This is a genomic window from Actinospica acidithermotolerans, assembly GCF_018139625.1.
In the GTDB taxonomy this organism is placed as follows: domain Bacteria; phylum Actinomycetota; class Actinomycetes; order Streptomycetales; family Catenulisporaceae; genus Actinospica; species Actinospica acidithermotolerans.
The window spans coordinates 20,211-40,260 of record NZ_JAGSOH010000071.1 but is presented as its reverse complement, the minus strand read 5'-3'; the positions used below and the strand labels follow the sequence as shown (position 1 = coordinate 40,260).

The 20,050-nt window shown below is 70.7% G+C and carries 15 protein-coding genes, 1 tRNA gene and 1 pseudogene; 6 read left to right on the top strand and 11 right to left on the bottom strand.

Going from position 1 to position 20,050, the window contains the following annotated elements; translation table 11 throughout:
- The first annotated feature begins 159 nt into the window (after window positions 1-159).
- Complete coding sequence (locus KDK95_RS21995) at window positions 160-633, top strand: helix-turn-helix domain-containing protein (RefSeq protein ID WP_212520133.1); 474 nt, start codon at window positions 160-162, stop codon at window positions 631-633.
- 208 nt (window positions 634-841) lie between these two features.
- Window positions 842-1,090, top strand: a complete 249-nt coding sequence (locus KDK95_RS21990; protein ID WP_212520132.1) for a hypothetical protein — start codon at window positions 842-844, stop codon at window positions 1,088-1,090.
- A gap of 30 nt (window positions 1,091-1,120) precedes the next feature.
- Here KDK95_RS21990 and KDK95_RS21985 read toward each other — a convergent pair whose 3' ends face one another.
- Entirely contained in the window at window positions 1,121-1,858 is a 738-nt protein-coding gene (locus KDK95_RS21985) for a helix-turn-helix domain-containing protein (RefSeq protein WP_212520131.1), read from the bottom strand.
- Window positions 1,859-2,554: 696 nt separating this feature from the next.
- On the bottom strand, window positions 2,555-2,845 hold the full coding sequence (locus KDK95_RS21980; protein WP_212520130.1) for a hypothetical protein: 291 nt from the start codon (window positions 2,843-2,845) through the stop codon (window positions 2,555-2,557).
- Between the two features lie 24 nt (window positions 2,846-2,869).
- On the opposite strand from KDK95_RS21980, the gene KDK95_RS21975 reads away from it, so the two are divergent.
- On the top strand, window positions 2,870-4,621 hold the full coding sequence (locus KDK95_RS21975) for an NHL domain-containing thioredoxin family protein (protein ID WP_212520129.1): 1,752 nt from the start codon (window positions 2,870-2,872) through the stop codon (window positions 4,619-4,621).
- 6 nt (window positions 4,622-4,627) lie between these two features.
- On the opposite strand, the pseudogene KDK95_RS21970 reads toward KDK95_RS21975, so the two are convergent.
- The 4 genes and pseudogenes from KDK95_RS21970 to KDK95_RS21955 form a co-directional block, all read right to left on the bottom strand.
- A pseudogene (locus KDK95_RS21970) lies at window positions 4,628-5,929 on the bottom strand (hypothetical protein); the annotation flags it as partial.
- Between the two features lie 58 nt (window positions 5,930-5,987).
- Window positions 5,988-7,283, bottom strand: a complete 1,296-nt coding sequence (locus tag KDK95_RS21965; RefSeq protein ID WP_212520127.1) for a M18 family aminopeptidase — start codon at window positions 7,281-7,283, stop codon at window positions 5,988-5,990.
- A gap of 113 nt (window positions 7,284-7,396) precedes the next feature.
- Window positions 7,397-9,112, bottom strand: a complete 1,716-nt coding sequence (locus KDK95_RS21960; RefSeq protein WP_212520126.1) for a TIGR03767 family metallophosphoesterase — start codon at window positions 9,110-9,112, stop codon at window positions 7,397-7,399.
- 151 nt (window positions 9,113-9,263) lie between these two features.
- Entirely contained in the window at window positions 9,264-11,093 is a 1,830-nt protein-coding gene (locus KDK95_RS21955; protein ID WP_212520125.1) for an acyl-CoA dehydrogenase, read from the bottom strand.
- A 62-nt stretch (window positions 11,094-11,155) separates the two neighbouring features.
- Here KDK95_RS21955 and KDK95_RS21950 point away from each other — a divergent pair, with 62 nt between their 5' ends.
- From KDK95_RS21950 to KDK95_RS21940, 3 genes are all read left to right on the top strand, one after another.
- Complete coding sequence (locus KDK95_RS21950) at window positions 11,156-11,617, top strand: SseB family protein (protein ID WP_212520124.1); 462 nt, start codon at window positions 11,156-11,158, stop codon at window positions 11,615-11,617.
- 93 nt (window positions 11,618-11,710) lie between these two features.
- Window positions 11,711-12,454 carry a class I adenylate-forming enzyme family protein gene (locus KDK95_RS21945; protein ID WP_212520123.1) on the top strand — a complete coding sequence of 248 codons (744 nt, stop codon included), beginning with the start codon at window positions 11,711-11,713 and terminating at the stop codon, window positions 12,452-12,454.
- A 120-nt stretch (window positions 12,455-12,574) separates the two neighbouring features.
- Window positions 12,575-13,396 (top strand): DUF1906 domain-containing protein, encoded by an 822-nt coding sequence (locus KDK95_RS21940; RefSeq protein WP_212520122.1) that lies wholly within the window; start codon window positions 12,575-12,577, stop codon window positions 13,394-13,396.
- Window positions 13,397-13,476: 80 nt separating this feature from the next.
- On the opposite strand, the gene KDK95_RS21935 is transcribed toward KDK95_RS21940, so the two are convergent.
- The 5 genes from KDK95_RS21935 to KDK95_RS21915 form a co-directional block, all read right to left on the bottom strand.
- Window positions 13,477-14,331 (bottom strand): hypothetical protein, encoded by an 855-nt coding sequence (locus tag KDK95_RS21935; protein ID WP_212520121.1) that lies wholly within the window; start codon window positions 14,329-14,331, stop codon window positions 13,477-13,479.
- Window positions 14,332-14,558: 227 nt separating this feature from the next.
- Window positions 14,559-17,648, bottom strand: a complete 3,090-nt coding sequence (locus KDK95_RS21930; protein ID WP_212520120.1) for a PAS domain-containing protein — start codon at window positions 17,646-17,648, stop codon at window positions 14,559-14,561.
- Between the two features lie 292 nt (window positions 17,649-17,940).
- A tRNA-Ser gene (locus KDK95_RS21925) sits at window positions 17,941-18,030 on the bottom strand.
- Window positions 18,031-18,100: 70 nt separating this feature from the next.
- A complete protein-coding gene (locus KDK95_RS21920; protein ID WP_212520119.1) occupies window positions 18,101-18,649 on the bottom strand; it encodes an NUDIX hydrolase in 549 nt (182 codons plus the stop codon).
- A gap of 106 nt (window positions 18,650-18,755) precedes the next feature.
- Window positions 18,756-19,757, bottom strand: coding sequence for a serine protein kinase RIO (locus KDK95_RS21915; protein WP_372463364.1), 1,002 nt, complete (start codon window positions 19,755-19,757; stop codon window positions 18,756-18,758).
- Between the last annotated feature and the right edge of the window lie 293 nt (window positions 19,758-20,050).

Sequence of the window (20,050 nt, the reverse complement as noted above, 5' to 3'; positions counted from 1 at the left end):
CCCCCGGCACGGGCCAACTCGATCGCACGGCGCCGGAACTCCGGCGGATGAGCCTTCGGCATCACAAACTCCCTCCGGCGACCAGTGTCGCCTCACTCAAGGAGTCCGGGAAACCGGGTCAAGCTCAGTGTGCCTATAGCCGTTAGCTTCGCTGTCCCGGTGGCCATTGACCTCTACATGATCTGGGCTGTCCGGACAGGCTGTGATGTGTTCCTCGCTGTGGCCGTGGCCGTTCTAGCCAACGTGGCCGGTGTCCTCACGACAGGCAATCTCCATGACGTGTCCGTTTGGGTGTCCGTCGCGCTCCATGGCTGCTTTCCGCTGATCGTGTGGCGGATGCACAGACAGCCGCACAGCGAGCCTGAGAGGTTGTCAGCGCCGGACATGGCCGATGACCCGCCGGACAGCGCGAGCGGCCTTGAGAGCGGCTGTCCGGACGAGGTTTGGTCAGCGTTCGATGATGCGGCCAAGCGTCCGGCGCCCGCTGAGCCTGTCCGGCCGGACGTGTCCGCGCTCCGCGACGCTTTCCGGGCGCTGTCCGCCGATGGCCGAGTGACCGGTAAGGCGATGGCCGATCACTTCGGAGTCAGCGAGCGAACCGGCCGCCGATATCTGGCCATGGCCACCGCGTAGCCGGTTACTCTCCGCGCTGGCCGGCATGGGTTCTAGCAGGTCAAACCCCCTGTCTCATGCTTACTCAGCGTGAGCCAGGGGGTTTCGTGTTTTCGCGAGGCGTCGTGTCAAGCAACGATTCGTCCGTGGAGTCGAATAGCACGCGCAACGACTACCCGGACGGCGCAGCAGACGAGCGTGACGCGGCCAGCGTGCGGACACTTGCCGTATGGCTGATTTGAAATGGGCACCCGCAATACATGTGAAGCTCGCGAAGGGCTACGAGGTCCGCGACGTCGATGGCAAGTCGCACGCGGAACTGAAAGACGTCAAGGTCGCACTCGACAATGGGTTCATACATATCGACAGCGGCTTGGGCGCCGACAACTCCACCCTTATCGACGTCCGCCCGGCGTCGGCCGTGCTGTCCCTCGCCTACGAGAGACATCGACCGGTGCCCGGGATGGCCTGGGTTTGAGCAGTTTTATGCCAGCGGGCCGGTACTCAGCTACGCGGGGCGCGCTGTCTCCCATAGCGCGTTCACGTGGTCCGCGTACGCCGCATACAGTCCGCCGTCCCCGGCGCGCTGGATACGGTAAGTGGGCGAGTCATGGCCTACAGCGGCGGCGATGTGCGTGCACACGATCTGTTGGTCATCGAACGCCCACACGCTCAGCGAGATATGCCGATCGCTGAACCGGACCTCGACCCCGGGCACATCGCGCAGCGGCTCTAGCTCGCTCAGGCTGATCGCGATGCGCGAACGGATCGTGAGCGGCACACCCTCGACCAGTTCCCGCGAGTGGGTCACTTCGCTGTCAGGGTCGCCGAGTAGGAACCGCACGCGCGCGCCCGCTGCTGCCTTGTCTCGCAGCGTCTCCCGTAGGTGCGGAACGGTGAGCCATAGAAAGTAGCTTGTATACCCCGCGAACGTCAGCTCTCGCGTAGCGCCGTTGACCAGCTCGCCCCACACGGGCGAGGGCAGCGCGGAACGCGTGGGGTACGCCGCCAAGATCTCTTTAAGCCCTGGCGAGCGCCGTATAATGCTCTTGATGCTTGGCCAGATCATTTCCGGTTCCGTTCCGAGTGCTTTGGCTGCTGCTAGCCGCTGGCGCGGGTGCGGTACGCGTCTATCGTCGCTGAGCCATCGATCAACTGTCTTCACGTCAACCCCGCTGACCTCGGCGAGCGTGGCTCTCGTGAGCTCAGCGGCCTTCATAGCGTCTCTCAGCGCATCATTGGTCATGCGCTACCCCCTCCATTAGGGACGTTTAGGACACTTCTAACGGTACATCAGACGTTCCTAAACGTCCCGAGAATGCAGTTCAAGCGTCCCACCTGGCCAAACACCATGTGACTGTGAGGACACGTAGCGAGCACGCGATTCAGACCTTTGATGAGCGACGGCCGGTCATCGTCAGGCCGTCCGAGATCCGGTCCGGGGATTGGATGCGCGACCTTGGCAAACTCCGACAGGTCGAATCGGTCAGGGCGACGGATGCGCCGTGCGCCGACGGGTTCTGTATCCGATTCGTGGGCGGCGTTGACGGCCAGTACGCCACGCTGAGCGTCCGTGAGCACGTCTCGGTTACCGTGTGGCGCACGCTGCCCGTGCACGGCTCTGACGGGCGTTCTGGGGCGTCTAGCCGTGCTCAGGCTTGACGGGTACGTGAACGGCGAGCCGGTGCGCGCGGACTGCGAAACTCCGGACTCCCTCGTTCTCGCCGCCGCCTCGTTGCTTGGCAGCGTTGACGGAAACCGGCTGTTGGTCGTCCTCGCAACGCTCCACAGTGCGGCGCTTTCGGGGCGCACGTGGGGGTGGTCCGCTGAAGGGTTCACGCTGACGCTGTGTACTCAACTGGATGGGACGGCACAATGAAAACCGGCCCGTCCCTGCCTAGTTGAGTTAGGCGGGGACGGGCCGTTCGGCTGTTTTCAGCGGCTACGCCTCCACGGCGTCCGCGCCGATCAGACCAGCGCACTTGAGCGTCACAACAGCGGAGCGCGCGGCGTCCAAGTGCGTACTCGGCGAGAGCCTGATCAGGTGGTTAATCGTGTGGAGGGGCTGACCGTAGTGGAACGCGTGCACGGTCCACATGCCCTCGTGCTGCTCGCCAATCGGCCTGCCATTGAACACGATGAGCTCGTATCCGCCGGTCAACCGGTAGTACAGCGCATCAAACTCGCGCTCGCCCCACGCGCTGATGTGCTGCTGGTATTCGTCCTGGTCCATCTGTCCATCTCCTAGACTTGGTACATGAGCAAAGCCCGTGTACGTGCGCCGGAACTCGTTGGCCGTGGTGGCTGGATCAACTCCGAGCCGCTGACCTTGGAGGCTTTACGAGGTCGGTGCGTCGTGATTGACTTCTGGACGTTCTGCTGCGCCAACTGCCTGCACGTGCTCGACGAACTGCGCGAGCTCGAGTCCGAGTTCGCGGACGTGCTCGTCACGGTCGGGGTGCACTCGCCGAAGTTCGCGCACGAGGCCGACCACGACGCGCTGATCGCGGCGTGCGAGCGGTACGGCGTGCACCACCCCGTGCTCGACGATCCTGAGCTGACCACGTGGAAGGCGTACGCCGTCCGCGCTTGGCCGACGCTCACGGTCGTGGACCCGGCGGGGTACATCGCCGCGCAGATGTCCGGCGAGGGCCACGTGCACGGACTGCGCTCGCTGATCACGGAGCTGGTCGCCGAGTTCGACGCCAAGGGCTCGCTGCGCCGCGGCGACTCGCCGTATGTCGCGCCGGAGCCCGAGCCGACCGCGCTCCGCTTTCCCGGCAAGGTGATCGCGCTGCCCGGCGGCACGTACCTGGTGTCCGACACCAGCCACCACTCGATCGTCGAACTCGCCGACGACGCGGCGGCAGTTCTGCGCCGTATCGGCTCCGGCGAGCGAGGCTTCGCCGACGGCCCGGCCGCCGACGCGCGCTTCAACGAGCCGCAGGGCCTGCTGCTGCTTGACGACCACACCGCGCTGGTCGCCGACACGGTCAACCACGCCCTGCGCGAGATCGACCTCGCCTCCGGCCGCGTACGCACCGTCGCCGACACGCGCGAGTCGGCCCAGGCGAGCCCATGGGACCTCACCTGGAACGCCGCGCGCAGCCAGGTCATCGTCGCCGCGGCCGGCATCCACCAGCTGTGGAGCTACGACCCCGGGTCCGGCAAGCTCGACCAGTGGGCCGGCACCACGAACGAGGGCCTGGTCGACGGCCCGCTCGCCGAGGCCTGGTTCTCCCAGCCCTCCGGCCTGACGACCGGCGCCGACGGCCGCATCTGGATCGCAGACTCCGAGTCCTCCGCCCTGCGCTCCGTGGACGCCGAAGCCGGCACCGTCAACACCGTCGTCGGACAGGGCCTGTTCGACTTCGGCCTGCGCGACGGCGACGCCGCCCAGGCGCTCCTCCAGCACCCCCTCGGCGTCACCGCCCTGCCCGACGGCTCGATCGCGATCAGCGACACGTACAACGGTGCGATCCGCCGCTACACGCCGGCCCGCGACACGGTCGAGACCTTGATCACCGGCCTGAAGGAGCCCTCTGACGCGCTCGTCACCCCCGACGGCGACCTGCTCGTCGTCGAGTCCGCCGCCCACCGGCTGACCCGGGTCAAGCTCCCCGAGGAGGCCCTGCAGGTCGAGGCGAGCGCCTACCGCACCCAGCGGCCGGCGACCGAGGTCGCCCCGGGCGAGTTCGCCCTCGAGGTCGTCTTCGAGCCCCCGCCCGGCGAGAAGATGGACGACCGCTACGGCCCCTCCACCTTCGTCAAGGTCTCCGCCTCCCCCGCCGAGCTCCTGCTCGACGGCAAGGGCGGCACCGTCGAGCTCGGCCGCACCCTCCTGCTCAACCCCCAGGTCGCCGAGGGCGTCCTGCACGTCGCCGCGAAGGCCGCCTCCTGCGACGACGGCGAGTTCCCCGCCTGCCACCTGCACCAGCAGGACTGGGGAATCCCGATCCGCCTCGTCGAGGGCGCCCCGAGCAGCCTCTCGCTGATCCTGCGGGGCTAGCCGGGGCTAGTCCTCGAAGGTGTCGGCGAAGTAGCCGTACACGTCGGCGATCACCTCGACGTGCCCGCTGGTCTGGCCGTCGTACACGGGGAACTCCGTCGGCGACGTGGAGATCTGGGTGAAGTTGGCGACGGTCTGGCCGACGCCGAAGTTCACGCTCGACGTCTCCCAGCCGGTCGATCCGGCGCCCAGGTTGCCGCCCGAGGTCGGCTCGGTCGCGGTAAGGTTCGCGGCCAGTGCCTCGGCGCCTGCGAGGTCGGCGTCCGCGCTGGCCGTGGGCACTGCCAGCTCTGATCCCCACGAGACCGGCTGGGTGGTCCGGGTGTCGATCAGGCGGGTCGGGGTGATCGGCACGTAGGTATAGCCGGTGGCCGTGTAGTAGCCCGTGACGTCGACGATCAGGTCCGCGGTGCCGGGGGACCCGTTGTAGAGCTGGATCGCGCCGTTCTCGATCGGCACGATCACCGTGTTCGAGATCGTCTGCCCGGCCGTGAAGTTGAGCGTCGACGCGGTGGGCAGCTTGGCGCCGCCGGGGTACGACGTGATGAAGCCCGCGGAGGCGGTGTTCGTCACGGTCACGTGGGCAACGACGGCAGCGCTGTTCGTCTGCGTGAAGAGCACGTCGCCGATCTGGCCGGTGACGTTGAGCGTTACCGACTTGTACGCACCGACCTTCGCCTTGGCCGCCCCGGTGCCGTTTCTCGTGTCCAGCAGCCGGGTCGGCGCGACGGGCGTGTAGCCGTAGGGCTCGCCTTCCGTCAGAGACGTGGTGTAGAAGCCCTCGATGTCGGCGACCAGATCCACACTGGAGCCGGCGTGGCCCGAGGTGTTCCGCAGATCGACGTAGCCGTCCGAGCCGACCTGCGCGATGACCGTGTTGGCCACTGGCGCGGTGCCGTAGTTCAGGTTCGAGACACCCGGCACGGCCGAGTCGTCTGCGTACGCGGTGATGTACCCGCCGGCCGTGCCGTTCACCGCGGTCAGGTTCAGGGCGACCGCGCTGATGCCGCTGGGAAGCGTGTTCGGGCCATCGGCCGCTCCGACCACCTTCAACCGCAGCGTTCCGCCCGCCGGGACCTTCGCGACCGATGCGCCGATTCCCTTACGGGTGTCGAGGATCCGGGCCACGTCGGTCGGGTAGTACAGGGTGCCTGCTGTCGTGAAGGACGTGCTGGCGGACCCCGTGTCGCCGGACGAGTCGGCCACGGTCTCCGTGATCGTGTACGTGCCGGGGAACTGGTAGAAGTGCGTGGTCGGGTCGGTCGAGTCCTCGGTCCTCTGACCGTCCCCCCAGTCGACCGTGTATGTAACCGGTGCGGCGGGATCCGCGGGCGACGGTTACCGCACTGGTACAGCCGCCTGCGGATCAGACCTCGAGGAAGGCGTTCAGGGAGGCCGCGAGGATCCACGGGTCGTCGGCGCCGACGAGTTCCCGGGCGGAGTGCATGGACAGGCCGGGGACGCCGATGTCGAAGGTCTCGATGCCCAGGCGGGTGGCGGTGAGGGGGCCGATGGTGGTGCCGCAGGGCTGGTCGTTGCGGGAGACGAAGGTCTGCCAGGGGGTGCCGGCCTTCTCGCAGGCGCGGGCCCAGACGGAGCGGCTGGCGCCGTTGGTGGCGTAGCGCTGGTTGACGTTGACCTTCAGCACGGGGCCGCCGTTCGGGCGGGGGCGGTGGCCGGCGTCGTGCTTCTCGGGGTAGTTGGGGTGCACGGCGTGCGCCATGTCGGCCGAGGCGACGAAGGAGCCTGCGTACGCGCGGGCGCGGGCGTCGATGCCGCCGCCGCGGACCTCGATCAGCCGCTCGAGGACGGCCTCGAGGAAGGGGCCGCTGGCGCCTGAGGTGGAGTTGGAGCCGGTCTCCTCGTGGTCCATCGCGGTGATGACGGGGATCGGGGCGTCGGCCGGGAAGTCGGCGACCGCGGCGGCCAGGGCGGCGACCGAGGCGTGCACGGACACGAGGTTGTCGAGCCTGCCGCCGACCACGAACTCGGCGTCGCGGCCCAGGTAGGCCGGCGGGTTCACGTCGTAGGTCATCAGGTCCCAGCCGAGCACCTCCTCGGCGCGCAGGTTGTGCTCGGCGGCGATGAAGGCGAGCAGGTCGCCCTCGTGCACGTCGCCGAGGCCCCAGATCGGCGCGAGGTGCTGCTGCGGGTTGAGCTTGACGCCCTCCGCGTTCACGCCGCGATCCATGTGGATGGCGAGCTGCGGTACCCGCAGCAGCGGGCGGTCCACGTTCACCAGCGGCTCGCTGCCGTCGCGCAGCACCAGGCGGCCGGCCAGGCCGAGGTCGCGGTCCAGCCAGGAGTTGTGCAGCGGGCCGCCGTACACCTCGACCGCGATCTGCCGCCAGCCCAGCACGCCGGTATCCGGCACCGGCTTGACCCGCAGGTTCGGCGAGTCGGTGTGCGAGCCGAGGATGCGGAACGGGCGCGCGGCCTCGGCGCCCTCCGGCAGGTACCAGGCGACCAGCGCGCCGCCGCGGATCACGTACCTGGCCCCGGTCGCCGCCCCGTCCGCCCAGGAGTCGGTCTCGGCCAGCCGCGTGAAGCCGGCCCGCTCCAGCCGGGCCGCCGCCTCGGCCACCGCGTGGAACGGGGTGGGCGCGGCGCGCAGGAAGTCGAGCAGGTCGTCGGTGTGCTTGCGGTCGAATCCGGTTGCCATGCCGACAGCCTAGTCAACCGGCGTGCGGAGCTCGGCGCGGGCATCCTGATGGCGGACCGCCCAGAACGGTCCGGACCTGGACCGCCCAGAACGGGTTCGGGGACGTGGGCGGCTCAGAACGGTTTGGGGACGAGCAGTTCCACGTTGCGGTCGCCGACCGCGCCGCGCCTGCCGTCCGAGCCGGGCTCCGGGCGGGCGCGCTGCTGCCAGTCGTTGATGCCGAGCAGCCGGGACAGGCCGGCCAGCTCGACCGGGGAGGAGAGGTCCCAGCTCGGCTGTTCGGGTCCCGCGTGGTCGATGATCGTGCCGAAGACCGAGAGCGTGCCGTTGCCGTTGTCCACGAGTTCGACCAGCCGCGCCTGCTGCGGCCAGTCGATGTGCGAGGCGGTGTTCAGCTCCCAGAAGCCGCCGGGCACGGCGGACTCGGGGTGCCGGGCGTGCGCGGCGACGCCGTTGACGTGCGTGTGCCCGTTCACCCAGAGCACGACGTTCGGGTAGCGCAGCAGCAGGTCCCTGACCCGCTCGCCGAGCACGCGGTGCTTGTCCGGCTCCGGCTCGGTCAGCCAGTTGTCCATGGTCGCGCTGGTGTGGTGGCTGAACAGCACGATCAGCCGGTTCGCTCCGGGGCCGTCCACCAGGCGGCCGTCCTCGTCCAGGTAGCGGGAGGAGTGGCCGAGCAGCTCGGCCTCCAGCCAGCGGTACTGCTTCTCGTCCAGCGAGCCGTTCGCTCCGCCCACCGGGTTGACGGTGTCCAGCACCACGCAGCGGATCGGCGGTCCGTCCGCAGCCTGTGCGTCGAAGGCGTAGTACGCGGTGCCCTCGGCCCGGTTGGTCTCGGTGAAGCCGTGGCCGACCGGGGCGCCGAGGGTGTGGAAGTGCTCTTCGACGACCTGGGCGCGCGTCAGCGGCCGGCGATCCGGATCCGGTGTCACCCGGCGGAAGTCGCCGGCGAAGAGCGTCTTGATCGCGTGCGGAGAGATCCGGAACAGGTCGATCGCCATCCGGACCAGGCTCGTGCCGGTCGGCAGCTCGACGGCCTTGTGGTCGCCGGTGGCGTACTCGTCGCTGCCGAATACGTGCGGCAGGTTGCCCTGCAGCAGCGCGTCGTGGTTGCCGTACGCCGAGTACCACGGCATCCGCAGGCCCTCGGCGGTGAACTGCGCGAGCGCCTTCTCCAGCAGGCCGCTGATGATCGGGAAGCCGTGCAGCGCACGCGGGCGATCCTCGATCTGGCCCTGCGGCGTGCCCTCGGGATGCCAGTAGTGCACGTCGTAGTGCGTCCAGTCCATCACGCCCTCGTACGTGCCGATCTCGCCGGAGTCGGGGCGCAGCGGGCCGCCGTCGAGCACGTCGATGAACCAGCGGTACTCGTTGTACTGGCTGTTGTCCGCGTTGTCGCCGGTGCTCACCGCGAAGGCGATCGGCAGTCCGCAGACCGGGCCGACCCCGATCTCGTTGATCCGCCGCACCATCGAGTCCGCGACGTGCACGGAGAGCATCTCGTTCGCGCGGTAGGAGCCGGTGACGTTGGCCAGGCCGGCGAAGCGCGATCCCGGATCGTTGTAGCGGTCGAGGAATTCGACGCGCGCCGGGGATTGGTGGTCGACCAGGTGCACGTCGGTCAGCTGGGCGAACGCGAGCAGCGGCCGCGGCGTCGCCGGGGCGGAGGGGCGCGCGGCCAGCTCCGTGCGCACCACGTGCGCCTCGCCGGGGCCGGCGACGATCGGCCGGAAGCCCCCCTCGGCGGCCGGACCGGCTATCAGGGTCCGCTCGATCGTGGTTCCCCGCGGCGCGATCGGCACCACCGCACTGAACTCTGCTTCAGTCACGGGGGAACGATACCCCGCGAATCAGCTCCCATACAGCGAAAGTCGGCGCCCGGCGCCATGCGCGCCGCCGGGCGCCGACCGTCGCCGACCGTCATCCGGGCGGCCGCTCCGCACAGCGGCGACCCGGATCGGCTTCGGCCGCTCTCTCTCCCTAGAAGGCCGCCTCGTCGAGGTCCATGAGCGACAGGTCGGTGGCCTCGACCACGGCGCGGGTCGCGGCCAGGTGCGGCAGCACGTTGCCGGCGAACCACTTCGCCGCGGCGATCTTGCCGCTGTAGAAGGGCACGTCCTTGTCGGAGGCCCCGGCCGAGAGCCGGTCCTGCGCGATCACGGCCTGGCGCAGCAGCAGCCAGGAGACGATCAGGTCGCCGGCCGCGAGCAGGAACGCCGAGGTGGACTGCGCGGCCACGTGGATCTGCCGCGGCTCCTCCATCGCCTTCGCCGCCTGGGTGAACAGCGTGTTCAGCATCGCCTCGAGGTCGGCGAGGCCGGCCGCGAGCCGCTCGCGCGCCGGGGCCAGCGCCGAGCCGCCGGGGGCGTCGGCCAGGAACTTGTCGATCTCGCCCTTGATGGCGGTGAGCGCCTGGCCCTGGTCCTTGACGATCTTCCGGAAGAAGAAGTCGAGGCCCTGGATCGCCGTGGTGCCCTCGTAGAGGGTGTCGATCTTGGCGTCCCTGATGTACTGCTCGATCGGGTAGTCCTGCAGGAAGCCGGAGCCGCCGAGGGTCTGCAGCGAGTGGGCCAGCTGCTCGTAGGACTTCTCCGAGCCGTAGCCCTTCACGACCGGCAGCAGGAAGTCGTTGATCCGCTCGGACAGCTCGTCCCGCTCGCCGCGGGCGTTCGCGGCCCAGATCTTGTTCTGGTACGAGGCGGCGTAGAACACCAGCGCGCGCATGCCCTCGACGTAGGCCTTCTGCTGCATCAGCTCGCGGCGCACGTCGGCGTGGTGGGTGATGGTCACCCGCGGGGCCGCCTTGTTCGCGGACTCGGCCAGGTCGGCGCCCTGGACCCGGTTCTTGGCGTACTCGAGCGCGTTCAGGTAGCCGGTCGAGAGGGTCGCGATGGCCTTGGTGCCGACCATCATCCGGGCCATCTCGATGACCTGGAACATCTGCGCGATGCCGTTGTGCACCTCGCCGACCAGCCAGCCCTTGGCCGGGTGCTTCTCGCCGAAGGTCAGCTCGCAGGTGTTGGAGACCTTCAGGCCCATCTTGTGCTCGACGTTCGTCACGTACGCGCCGTTGCGCTCGCCGAGCTCGCCGGTCTCCCAGTCGAAGTCGTACTTCGGCACGATGAACAGCGACAGGCCCTTGGTGCCGGGTCCGGCGCCCTCGGGGCGGGCCAGCACCAGGTGGATGATGTTGTCGGACAGGTCGTGCTCGGCCGAGGTGATGAAGCGCTTGACGCCGGTGATGTGCCAGCTGCCGTCCTCCTGCCGGACCGCCTTGGTGCGGCCGGCGCCCACGTCGGAGCCGGCGTCCGGCTCGGTGAGCACCATGGTGGCACCCCAGCCGTTCTCCACCATCCGCTGGGCGATCTTGCGCTGCTCCTCGGTGCCGTTCTGGAAGACGATCCGGGCGAACGGCGCGGTGCAGGCGTACATCCAGACCGCCGGGTTCGCGCCGAGCACGAGTTCGCCCAGGGCCCAGATCAGCGCCGGCGGCGCCGGGGTGCCGCCCATCTCCTCGGGCAGGCCGAGCCGCCAGAACTCGGTGTCGGTGAAGGCCTTGTACGAGCGCTTGAAGGCCTCGGGCAGCGGCGCGGTGCTGGTCGCCGGGTCGAAGACCGGCGGGTTGCGGTCGGCCTCGACGAAGGAGTCGGCCAGCTCGTTCTCCGCGATCTTCTCCATCTGGGAGAGCACGTCGCGCGCGGTCTCCACGTCTACCTCGGGGTAGTCCGCGGAACCGAAGGTCTCCGCGCCGCCGAACACGTCGAAGAGGTTGAACTCGATATCCCGCAGGTTCGCCTTGTAGTGCCCCATGAACTGGTCCTTTGCGATGGAGGCCGTGTCTGCCCAGAACTTGTACCCGGTAGTAACCAATAATGCTACTCATCGGTAACTTCGCGCAAGGTGCGCCTGCTCACGTACGCTCTACGACCGTGTACGGCTATCCGGAAGACGACAACGGCGGGACGCAGATCCTGCAGCCCTCGCTGGCCGACGCCATCCGCGCCTTCGCGACCGGATCGATCGGCCCCGAGGACTTCCACGCGGTGTTCACGGTCTCGAAGATCTTCTGCCCGCGCGGCGAGCGGCCCGGCTTCCTGGCGCTGCACGACACCCCGCAGCCGGTGATCCCGATGTTCTCCTCGCTGGTCGAGCTGCGCCGCTACTCCGGCGAGAAGTCCCGGCACTTCGTGGTGACCGGCGCCGAGGTGCTGGATCTGCTGCCCGGCGGCTACGGCATGATCCTCGACATCGAGGGCGAGCACCGCGTGGTCTTCGACGCGCAGGCGGTCGAGCAGATGATCGACTACACCATGAAGCGGATGTACGGCGGCTGAACAGCCGCGGCCGGGGGTCGCGGAGTGTAGCCAAAGCGGCCGCGCGCGGGCTACCTTACTGACACCGCGTCAACGCCTTATATCGGAGTCGTGATGTCGATGAGCTCCGCCGCACCCGGTTCAGGCCTGCTCGGCGAACTGCTGAAGCACCAGCTCGGCCGCGCCCCGCTGGGTACCGCGCTGCAGTACGGACAGCACAAGCTCAGCTGGCGCAAGCTCGACTCGCGGATCCGCCGCGCCGCCACCGGCCTGCGCGCCGCGATGGTCCGGCCCGGCGACCACATCGGGGTCCTCTCGCCCAACCACCCGGCGTGCATCGAGGCGCTGTTCGCGGCGGCGCTCACCGGGACGACTGCGGTGCTGGTCAACTGGTGGCTGCCGGAGGAGGAGATCACCGAGATCCTGCGCGAGCGGCAGGTCAAGGTGCTTTTCGTCGCCGCCGAGCTGAGTGAGATGTTCGAGCGCATCCGCCCGCAGCTCGACGAGCTCGACTCCGTCGTGATGATCGGCCGGCCGAGCGGCAACCCGTACGCCACCGACGACTACGAACTCTGGCTCGAGCTGCACGAGACCGGCGAGGGCATGTACGAGGCCGCGCAGTTCCACCCGCATGTGGACGACCCGATCGTGCAGGTCGAGGAGGCCGACGGCGAGCGGCTGGCGCTGAGCCACCGCACGCTCCAGCTGGCCGTCGCCGCCGAGCCGCCCGCGGTCGGGGAGAGCAAGGTCGTCTCCGAGCCGCTGTTCCGGATCCAGGGGATCACCGCCGCCCTGCACGGGCTGCGCGAGGGGCTGCACACCGTGCTGGAGCACTCCGAGCCCATCGAGGGGATCTGACGGGGCATCGTACGACGCCGCCTCACTCCCCGCTCGAACTGATGGTCATTTGAGTGGATCACCGCACGACACGCGCGCAAGTCGTCCGGATACGTCACATGATTCACCTATGTTCCGAGGGTGGATACAGCGACCCTGCTCCGCCGGACCCCAGCCCGCTGCCTCGTGCTCGCCGCCCTGCTGCTGAGCGCGGCGGCCCCGGCCGCGCCCGCCGAGGCGGCGACCCCGTCGCCGCGGGTGGTGAGCGCGCCGGGCTTCGACACCTGCGCCGCGCCCTCGGTCAGCGCCATGCGGGCCTGGTACCAGACGACGCAGTACCGCGCGGTCGGCGTCTACATCGGCGGCGGCGACCGGGCCTGTCCGGCCGGGAACCTCAGCTCGGACTGGGTGGGCTCCGTCTCCGCGCAGGGCTGGTCGCTGATCCCGATCTATGTCGGGCTGCAGGCGCCGTGCGCGGGCGGGAAGGCGCTGAAGAAGATGACGCCCGCGCTGGCCGCGCAGCAGGGGACCGCGGAGGCGGACGACGCGGCGAACCAGGCGGCGTCGTACGGCATCCTCGGCGGCAGCCCGGTCTACTTCGACCTCGAGGGCTTCCGGCAGGACAACCAGGCGTGCGTGAACACGGCGATGGCCTATCTGAGCGCTTGGACCCGAGAACTGCACTCGCGGGGTTTTTACTCCGGAGTCTACGGATCTGCGGCTTCTGGGATGGCGACACTGGCCGAGACCGTCGCGACGCAGCCCTCTTTCGCGGCGCCGGACGCGGTCTGGATCGCACGCTGGGACAGGCAGGTGCGCACCGCCGACGGCTCGGTGCCGGATGCGATGTGGAGCAACCACCGGCGGATCAAGCAGTACCAGGGCGGGCACGTGGAGAAGCACGGCGGCGTCGCGATCGAGATCGACGGCGACTTCCTGGACGGGCCGGTGGCGCGAACCTGAGGCGGCGGCCGGACGCAGCCGGGTGAACGCGCACGCGCCCGGCTGACGGGGTGTCAGCCGGGTGCGTGTCCACGGGTGTCCTACCAGGCCGGGCGGCCCTGCTGCGGGGGCTGCGGACGGCCGTAGGGGTCGTCGTCGTACTCGGGGCGCGGCGCGGGCCGCTGCGGCGGACGGCCGCCCTGGCTCTGCTGCGGATAGCCGCCCTGCGGCTGCGGCTGCGGCTGCGGCCGCGGCTGCGGGCGCATCGGCGGGCCCGGGCGCTGCTGCGGGTAGCCGCCGCTGCCGTTCGGACCGCCGGCCGGCATGCCCTGGCCGCGCGGCGGAATCGCCGGTCCGCGCTGCGCCGGGGGCATCCCGTAGCCGTCGGCGGGGATCTGCGGCAGCACCGTGGTCGCACCGGCGGCCGGCGCGCCGGCGCCGTACGGCGAGGCGTAGGGGTCGGCGGAGGTCTGATAGCCGCCGGACTGGTACCCGCCGGTGTCGTAGCCGCCGCTGGAGCCGAGGCCCGCGCCGGCCATCGGGCTCGCGCCGTAGGCGCCGGACGAGAGCGGGCTCTGGCTTGCGCCGAAGCCGGCCACGGCGTTCTGCTGGCTGCTGGAGAGCGGGTCGTCGGCCATCCCCAGCGGGTCGTCCTCGATCGCCTTGCGGGCCAGCTCGCCCACGCACAGCGCGAGCTCGGTGGCCAGGTCGAGGGCGCGCGAGGAGTGCGCGTTCTCGCGCATCCACCAGCAGGCGATCTGCACGATCGAGCCGGCGGCGTGCGGGCACAGGATGATGGCGGAACGGATCAGCACCGGGCGCGGGGCACCGCCGCTGACCCGGAACCAGACACCGTCACGGAAGCCCAGGGCGGGTTGGCCCACGGAGTCGGGGAGCACCACTTGGTACTGCCGCTCGAGTTCGCGCATCGACTGGTCGTACGGCGGCAGACTCATGCGCGTGCCGTCGCGCGGAAGATGGGTGGGTACGTCATGACGCCGCCTCAGACTAGCCGCTTGTCGGGGTGGATACCGGCGTGTAGGAGGTGCACAAGGTATCTGGTCCGAAGGTACTCAACAAGTGCGGTTTCCAACAGTCCCCCCAGTACGGCTCTTGTTCCGTCGCTCCGCTCGAGTGCCGACCTTTGCGGGCAATACGGACGTATCTACGGGATCGATGACGCTTATTGCGGGGCGATCTTCGCGAGCAGGTCGCCGATCCGGCTCGCCGGCTCGGCGTCGGTGGCCCGCTCGGTCAGGTACAGCGCGTCGAATCCGCCGGTGTCGGAGCCCTCCGCCGTGTACACGACGAGCGGGGTCCGGGCGAGCAGCCCGCGGTCGCGCAGCCAGTCCACCACCCCGACCCGGCGGCGCCGGATCTGCATGAGGTCAAGCAGCACCAGATCGGGCGGCGAGGCCACCGCGGACTCCCGGCTCTCCGCGTCCGTGGTCGCGTGCGCCACCTGCATGCCCTGGCGCTCCAGGATGTCGGCGATCGCGTCGGCCAGATCGTTGCGGGCCTCGACCAGCAGCACCCGCGGCAGCCGGACCTCGGCCGGGCACAGCGCGGTGAGCAGCAGCGAGGGGTCCGGGCCGAGCTCGTGCCCGTCCGGCGAGCGGCCGATGCCCGCGGTCACCAGGAGCGGCAGGCCGGCCTTGGTGGACGCGGCGCGCACCTCGCGCAGGCCGCGCCGGGTGATCGGCGCGGAGACCGGGTCGACGAACACGGCGAAGGGGTGCGCCGCGCCGCTGCCGTTCGCGGCGAGCGTCGGCAGCCGGTCCGGCTGGCCGAGCGGCACCGGGTCGTAGCCGCGGGTGCGCAGCATCTCGCCGGTGTCCGGATCCGGATCCGGCCACAGCAGCAGCCGCGGCAGCTCGGCCGCGGGCTCCGGCTCGGCGACGGGTGCGGGCGCGGCGGGCGCGGCCGCCGCGTAGCTGCGCCGGCCGGGCGCCGCGGCGGTCTTCTGGCTCGCCGGGGGCGCCGGCTCGGGTTCCGCGGCGGGCGGAGCCTGCACGGTCTGCGTGGCGACCGGCAGCGTGACCCGCTGCGCCGGCGGCTCGGGCACCTGCGGCAGCGACGGCGAGGAGGAGGACAGGTCCCCGTCGGACTGGGCGCCGCGGCGGCGCCCGCGCGGCTGCACGCCCTGCGACGGGGCCACGTAGGAGGGCGGCTGCATCAGATCGGGCATCCGCTGCGTGGCATCCGCCTCCGGCATCTCAGCCTGCTGCGGCTCCTCGGCCGGCTGCCACGGCTGCGGATCGGGATCGGCGGGCTGCGGCGGCGCGACCGGCTCCGGCGGCGCGGGCGCCTCGGCGGGCTCGGGCTCCTGCTCGCGCACCGGGACGATCCACTGGGTGTCGGTCGGCTGGGCCGGCGCGGGATCCCCGGTGAGGCTGCGGTCCGGCTTCGACCAGACGTCGCCGGTCGGCATCGGCCTGCTCGGGCGCAGGTCCATCGAGCCGACCGAGCGGGCCAGCGTGGAACGGGACTGCGCCGGGATGCGGGCCTGCAGGTCGGCGCCCTCAGCGGCGGGCGCGCCGCGGCGCCGGCGGGAGGCGCCCGCGGCCTGGCGGCCGTTCGCCTCCGGCACGGTGGCCTGCGGCTCGGCCTGCTCCCGCTCGGCCTCCGCGACCGCGGCCGGCGAGGCCTCGGCCGGCTCGGCGACCGCGGTGGCGGCCGGCTTCGCGGCCGCGGCCGGCGCGGGCGGGCGGATCCGGGCCGCGGCGATCGGATTGCGGGACGCGCCGCGGATCCGGGTCGGCAGCGCCGAGCGGACCGGGCCCTCGACCGGCTTGGGCTGGTCCCGGCGCTCCGGCCGGTTCGGCTGGTCGACCGGCACCTCGATCACGTGCGTGTTGCCCTTGCCGGCGATCCGGTGGGTGGTCACGGTGCCGCCGTGCCGGGCCGCTATGGCCTGCGCGATCGGCAGGTGCAGCGGGCCGCCGCCGGTGTGCGGGCCGCGGATCTCGATCCTGGCGAGCGCGCCGCGCCGGGCCGCCGTCACCACGATCTTGCCGCCCACCGGGGAGACCGAGACCATGTCGGCCAGCAGATGGGTCAGCAGCTTGACGAAGAGCTCGGCGTCGAGGTCGACCTCGACCTCGGCGCAGTGCGCGGCGATCTCCACCCCGGTGGCCGCCGCGGCCGGCGCGGCGGCGTCCACGGCCGCGTCCACGACGTCGCCGAGCTGGACGGTCTCCGGCGCGTACTCCAGGCTGCCGAGCACCGACTGCTGGAAGTCCACGACGTCCGCCGCCAGCGTCGTCAGCTGGTCCAGGTCGGCGCCGATCTCGTCGAGCATCGGCAGCGTGGCCGAGCCGTAGCCGCTGGCCGCGTATTCGGACTCGGCGTAGTCGGCGGTCTCGCGCAGCCGCGCCGCCACGTCGACGAGCGAACCGCGCAGATCCTTGTCGAGCACGTGGGTGAGTTCGGCGGCCTGCCGGGCTGCGGTGCGCGCGGCGCTGTTGTCCACGAACGTCATCACGGCGCCGATGATGTTGTCGCCCTCGTAGACGGGAGCGGTGGTCAAATCCACGTAAACGGGGCCGCCGTCGCTGCGCCAGAGCACGCTGTCGACGGCGCGGTGCTTGGCTCCGGTGCGCACGCTGTCGAGCAGCGGGCACTCGGACTCCGGCAGCGGCGTGCCGTCCGCGCGGGAGTGGGTGAGCAGTTCGTGCACGTTCTGTCCGCCGAGGTCGGCGGCCCGGTAGCGCAGTATCTTCGCGCCGGCCGGGTTCACCAGGACGATCCGGCCCTCGTGATCGACCCCGATGATGCCCTCGGAGGCGGCGCGCAGGATCAGCTCGATCTGCCGCTGCTGGCGGCGCAGCTCCGCCTCGACGTCCAGCACGCCGGTCAGATCGCGCACGACGAGGAGCGTGAGCTCGGACTCGTCCTCCTCGGTCAGCTCGGCCGTGGTGACCTCGGCCGGGAAGACGCCGCCGTCGGTGCGCCGGGCGGCCATCCGCTCCGGCGGGCGGCGCACCGGGGCGCCGACCAGGTCGCGCGGGTCGATGCTGCCGGATCCGGCGGGCAGCGCGGCCGGGGCGGATCCGGGGGTGGCCACCGTGCGGCCGATTCCGGGCAGCAGTTCGGCGATCGGCTTGCCCAGCAGGCGCTGCGCGCTCTCGCCCTCGAACAGGCCGAGCGCCGCGGCGTTCGCGTTGACGACGGATCCGGCGGCGTCGACCAGGAGCAGGGCGTCGGGGAGCGCGTCGAGTATCGCGGCGAGCCGAGCGGCGCCCCGGACCGGGGTTCGGTTTGTGGGGCCCACCGGGACGTCCCTCCAGTCGCGCTTGTGCGTTCCGCCGTGGGTCCGACTATCCCATATGTCGGCCGTCGGCGGGAGAATCTCTCCACAGCGCGACGAGTCGCCACGGCCCCGGAGTAGCGTTTGCGCGGCAGGCTATCGGGGTTCCGGCCGCATGTGAACCCCCGCTCACGATCTTCGAGCGGCCCCGGCGTGTCGCCGAGAGTTCACCTGTGTATATGTGGACACTGATGAATGGTTCGGATTCTCCGGCGGGGAAAGGAAAACGCCCGCGCGAGGCGGGCGTCTCCACGAGCGGAGGCTGAGGGATTTGAACCCTCGATGGGCTTGAGACCCAAACCGCATTAGCAGTGCGGCGCCATAGACCGGACTAGGCGAAGCCTCCAACTGTCCCGCACAGCATACCCGGACCGGTCCCCGCGCACCAAAATCTTTCCCGCCGCGTCCCGGCGCGCTCAGTCCCGCGGCAGCGGGTGGTCGGCCAGCCGCATCGGGGCGAGTTCGGCGTACGGCGTCCAGCGCAGGTCGGAGGCCTCGTGGTTGAGCCGGACCTCGGTGCCGGGCAGCAGCCGGAAGGCGTAGCGGAAGTCGAAGTGGTGGTGCATCGGCTCGGAGCGCGCGTCGTTCGCCGGGATGCCGTGCACGTCGATGTGCACCGGCAGCGCGTCGTCGCCGCCGATCCGCATCACGTCCTCGGCCCCGATCCCGCATTCCTCGGCCAGCTCCCGCAGCGCCGCGCCGACCAGGGACTTGTCCTCCGGCTCGCAGTGCCCGCCCGGGGTGAGCCAGCGGCCCAGCACGCCGTGTTTGATCTCCAGGACCCGGTCCTGCTCGTCCAGCAGCACTATCCCGGCGGTGACGTGTGCCGGGTAGCGCCGCCGCGAAGTGAAGTCGAAGCCCTTGGCCAGCGTTTCGAGGATCGGCGCGAGCGCGGACCCCTCGGAGGGGTACCGGTCGATATAGCCGCGAACCGTGGTCTCGATGTGCTCCAACGCGATCGTCATCTTCGCCTCGTCCCTGCTCGAAGAAGCGGGCATGCCCATAGAGGGACAGCTTACGGTCTGATGCGGCGTCACGCCCGGTTCCGCCGGGGATTCGCCACGCCGCGGGTCAGCTCAGCCGCGCCTCGTACCGGAGATCCTCCAGCAGTCTCTCCCCCCGCCGCTCCGCGTCCGGCAGCCCGCGCGCGGCGAACCACGAGGTCACATTGGCCACGTCGCGGCCGAGGTAGTCGCCGCGGTGCGGGTTCGCGGCCAGGTCGACGATCTGCGGCAGGTCGATCAGCACCAGGCGGCCGTGGTGCACGAGGATGTTGTACGCGGACAGGTCGCCGTGCGTGTACCCGGCCCGGGCGACGTAGCCGAGCGCGGCGCACAGCTGGCCCCACAGGTCCGCGAGCTCGTCGGGCTCGGGACGCAGCGCGGCGAGCCGGGGCGCGGCCGAGCCGTCCGGATCTCCGATGAATTCGATGAGCAGTTCGGTGCCGACCCGCTGCACGGGGTACGGCACCGGGGCGCCGGCCTCCCAGAGCGTGCCCAGCGCCGCGAACTCGGCGACGGCCCACTGCTCGGCGATGACCTTCAGGCCGAAGCGGGTCCGGTTGGCGACCGCGCGGTCGAGCCGCGACTCGCGGGTGCGCCGTCCGTCCAGGTAGCTCGCGTCGCGGTGGAAGTTGCGGTGGTCGTTGCCGCGATAGATCTTCTCGGCGAGCAGGCAGGTGGCCAGGGCGGGGACGCCCGGGGCTGCATCCGGGTCGGGGTCGCGGGCCTCGTCGGCGTCGAAGCGGCCGGACGCGAAGTCGTAGGCGTCCTCGTTCGGCATCCAGCGCTCGACCAGGTGGACGTCGGCCTCCTTGCCCGTCTTCACGACGCCGAGCCGGCTGTCCACCGCTCCGTCGGCGACCACCAGCCACTCCGGCCGCGGTTCCGGGCCGAGCTCGCCCTCGCCCCAGGTGGACCAGCGGTCCGCGCCCGGCGGCAGCGGCCGCTCGTGGATCTTGTCCTCGCGCCCCTCGGCGAGGCGCTCGCGCTCGCGGTCGGTCAGCCGCCCGCGGCGCAGCAGCTTGCGTTCGGCCTTCTGCTGCTGCTCGCTCAGGACGCTGCGCCCGCGCACCCGCTCGGTGTCGAGGTAGTCGTCCGCGAGGTATTCGCCGTACTTCTCGTAGAGGTTCTCGGCGTCGTCGTCAGCCGCGGCGCCGCCGGAAAGGTCGGAACTGTCGTGCAGATGCACTGGAGTGGGTCCTTAAGGGAGATCCGATGGAGGTGGAGAGCGGCCAGGTGACCGCGGCCTTCTCGGCCATGGGGCACCTCCTCGGATCTCGGGACCGCACCTGCGGCGGTCGACGTCCCGTAGTGTCCAGAACCCGGCGCGGCCCGGCAACCGGTTTTTCCGCGCCGGGCCCCGCC

Bases quoted from the DNA above. Each gene is read 5' to 3' on its own strand.
- KDK95_RS21990 (WP_212520132.1), top strand. From the start codon at position 842: ATGGCTGATTTGAAATGGGCACCCGCAATACATGTGAAGCTCGCGAAG.
- KDK95_RS21985 (WP_212520131.1), bottom strand. From the start codon at position 1,858: ATGACCAATGATGCGCTGAGAGACGCTATGAAGGCCGCTGAGCTCACG.
- KDK95_RS21980 (WP_212520130.1), bottom strand. From the start codon at position 2,845: ATGGACCAGGACGAATACCAGCAGCACATCAGCGCGTGGGGCGAGCGC.
- KDK95_RS21975 (WP_212520129.1), top strand. From the start codon at position 2,870: ATGAGCAAAGCCCGTGTACGTGCGCCGGAACTCGTTGGCCGTGGTGGC.
- KDK95_RS21965 (WP_212520127.1), bottom strand. From the start codon at position 7,283: ATGGCAACCGGATTCGACCGCAAGCACACCGACGACCTGCTCGACTTC.
- KDK95_RS21955 (WP_212520125.1), bottom strand. From the start codon at position 11,093: ATGGGGCACTACAAGGCGAACCTGCGGGATATCGAGTTCAACCTCTTC.
- KDK95_RS21950 (WP_212520124.1), top strand. From the start codon at position 11,156: ATGCTACTCATCGGTAACTTCGCGCAAGGTGCGCCTGCTCACGTACGC.
- KDK95_RS21945 (WP_212520123.1), top strand. From the start codon at position 11,711: ATGTCGATGAGCTCCGCCGCACCCGGTTCAGGCCTGCTCGGCGAACTG.
- KDK95_RS21935 (WP_212520121.1), bottom strand. From the start codon at position 14,331: ATGAGTCTGCCGCCGTACGACCAGTCGATGCGCGAACTCGAGCGGCAG.
- KDK95_RS21920 (WP_212520119.1), bottom strand. From the start codon at position 18,649: ATGACGATCGCGTTGGAGCACATCGAGACCACGGTTCGCGGCTATATC.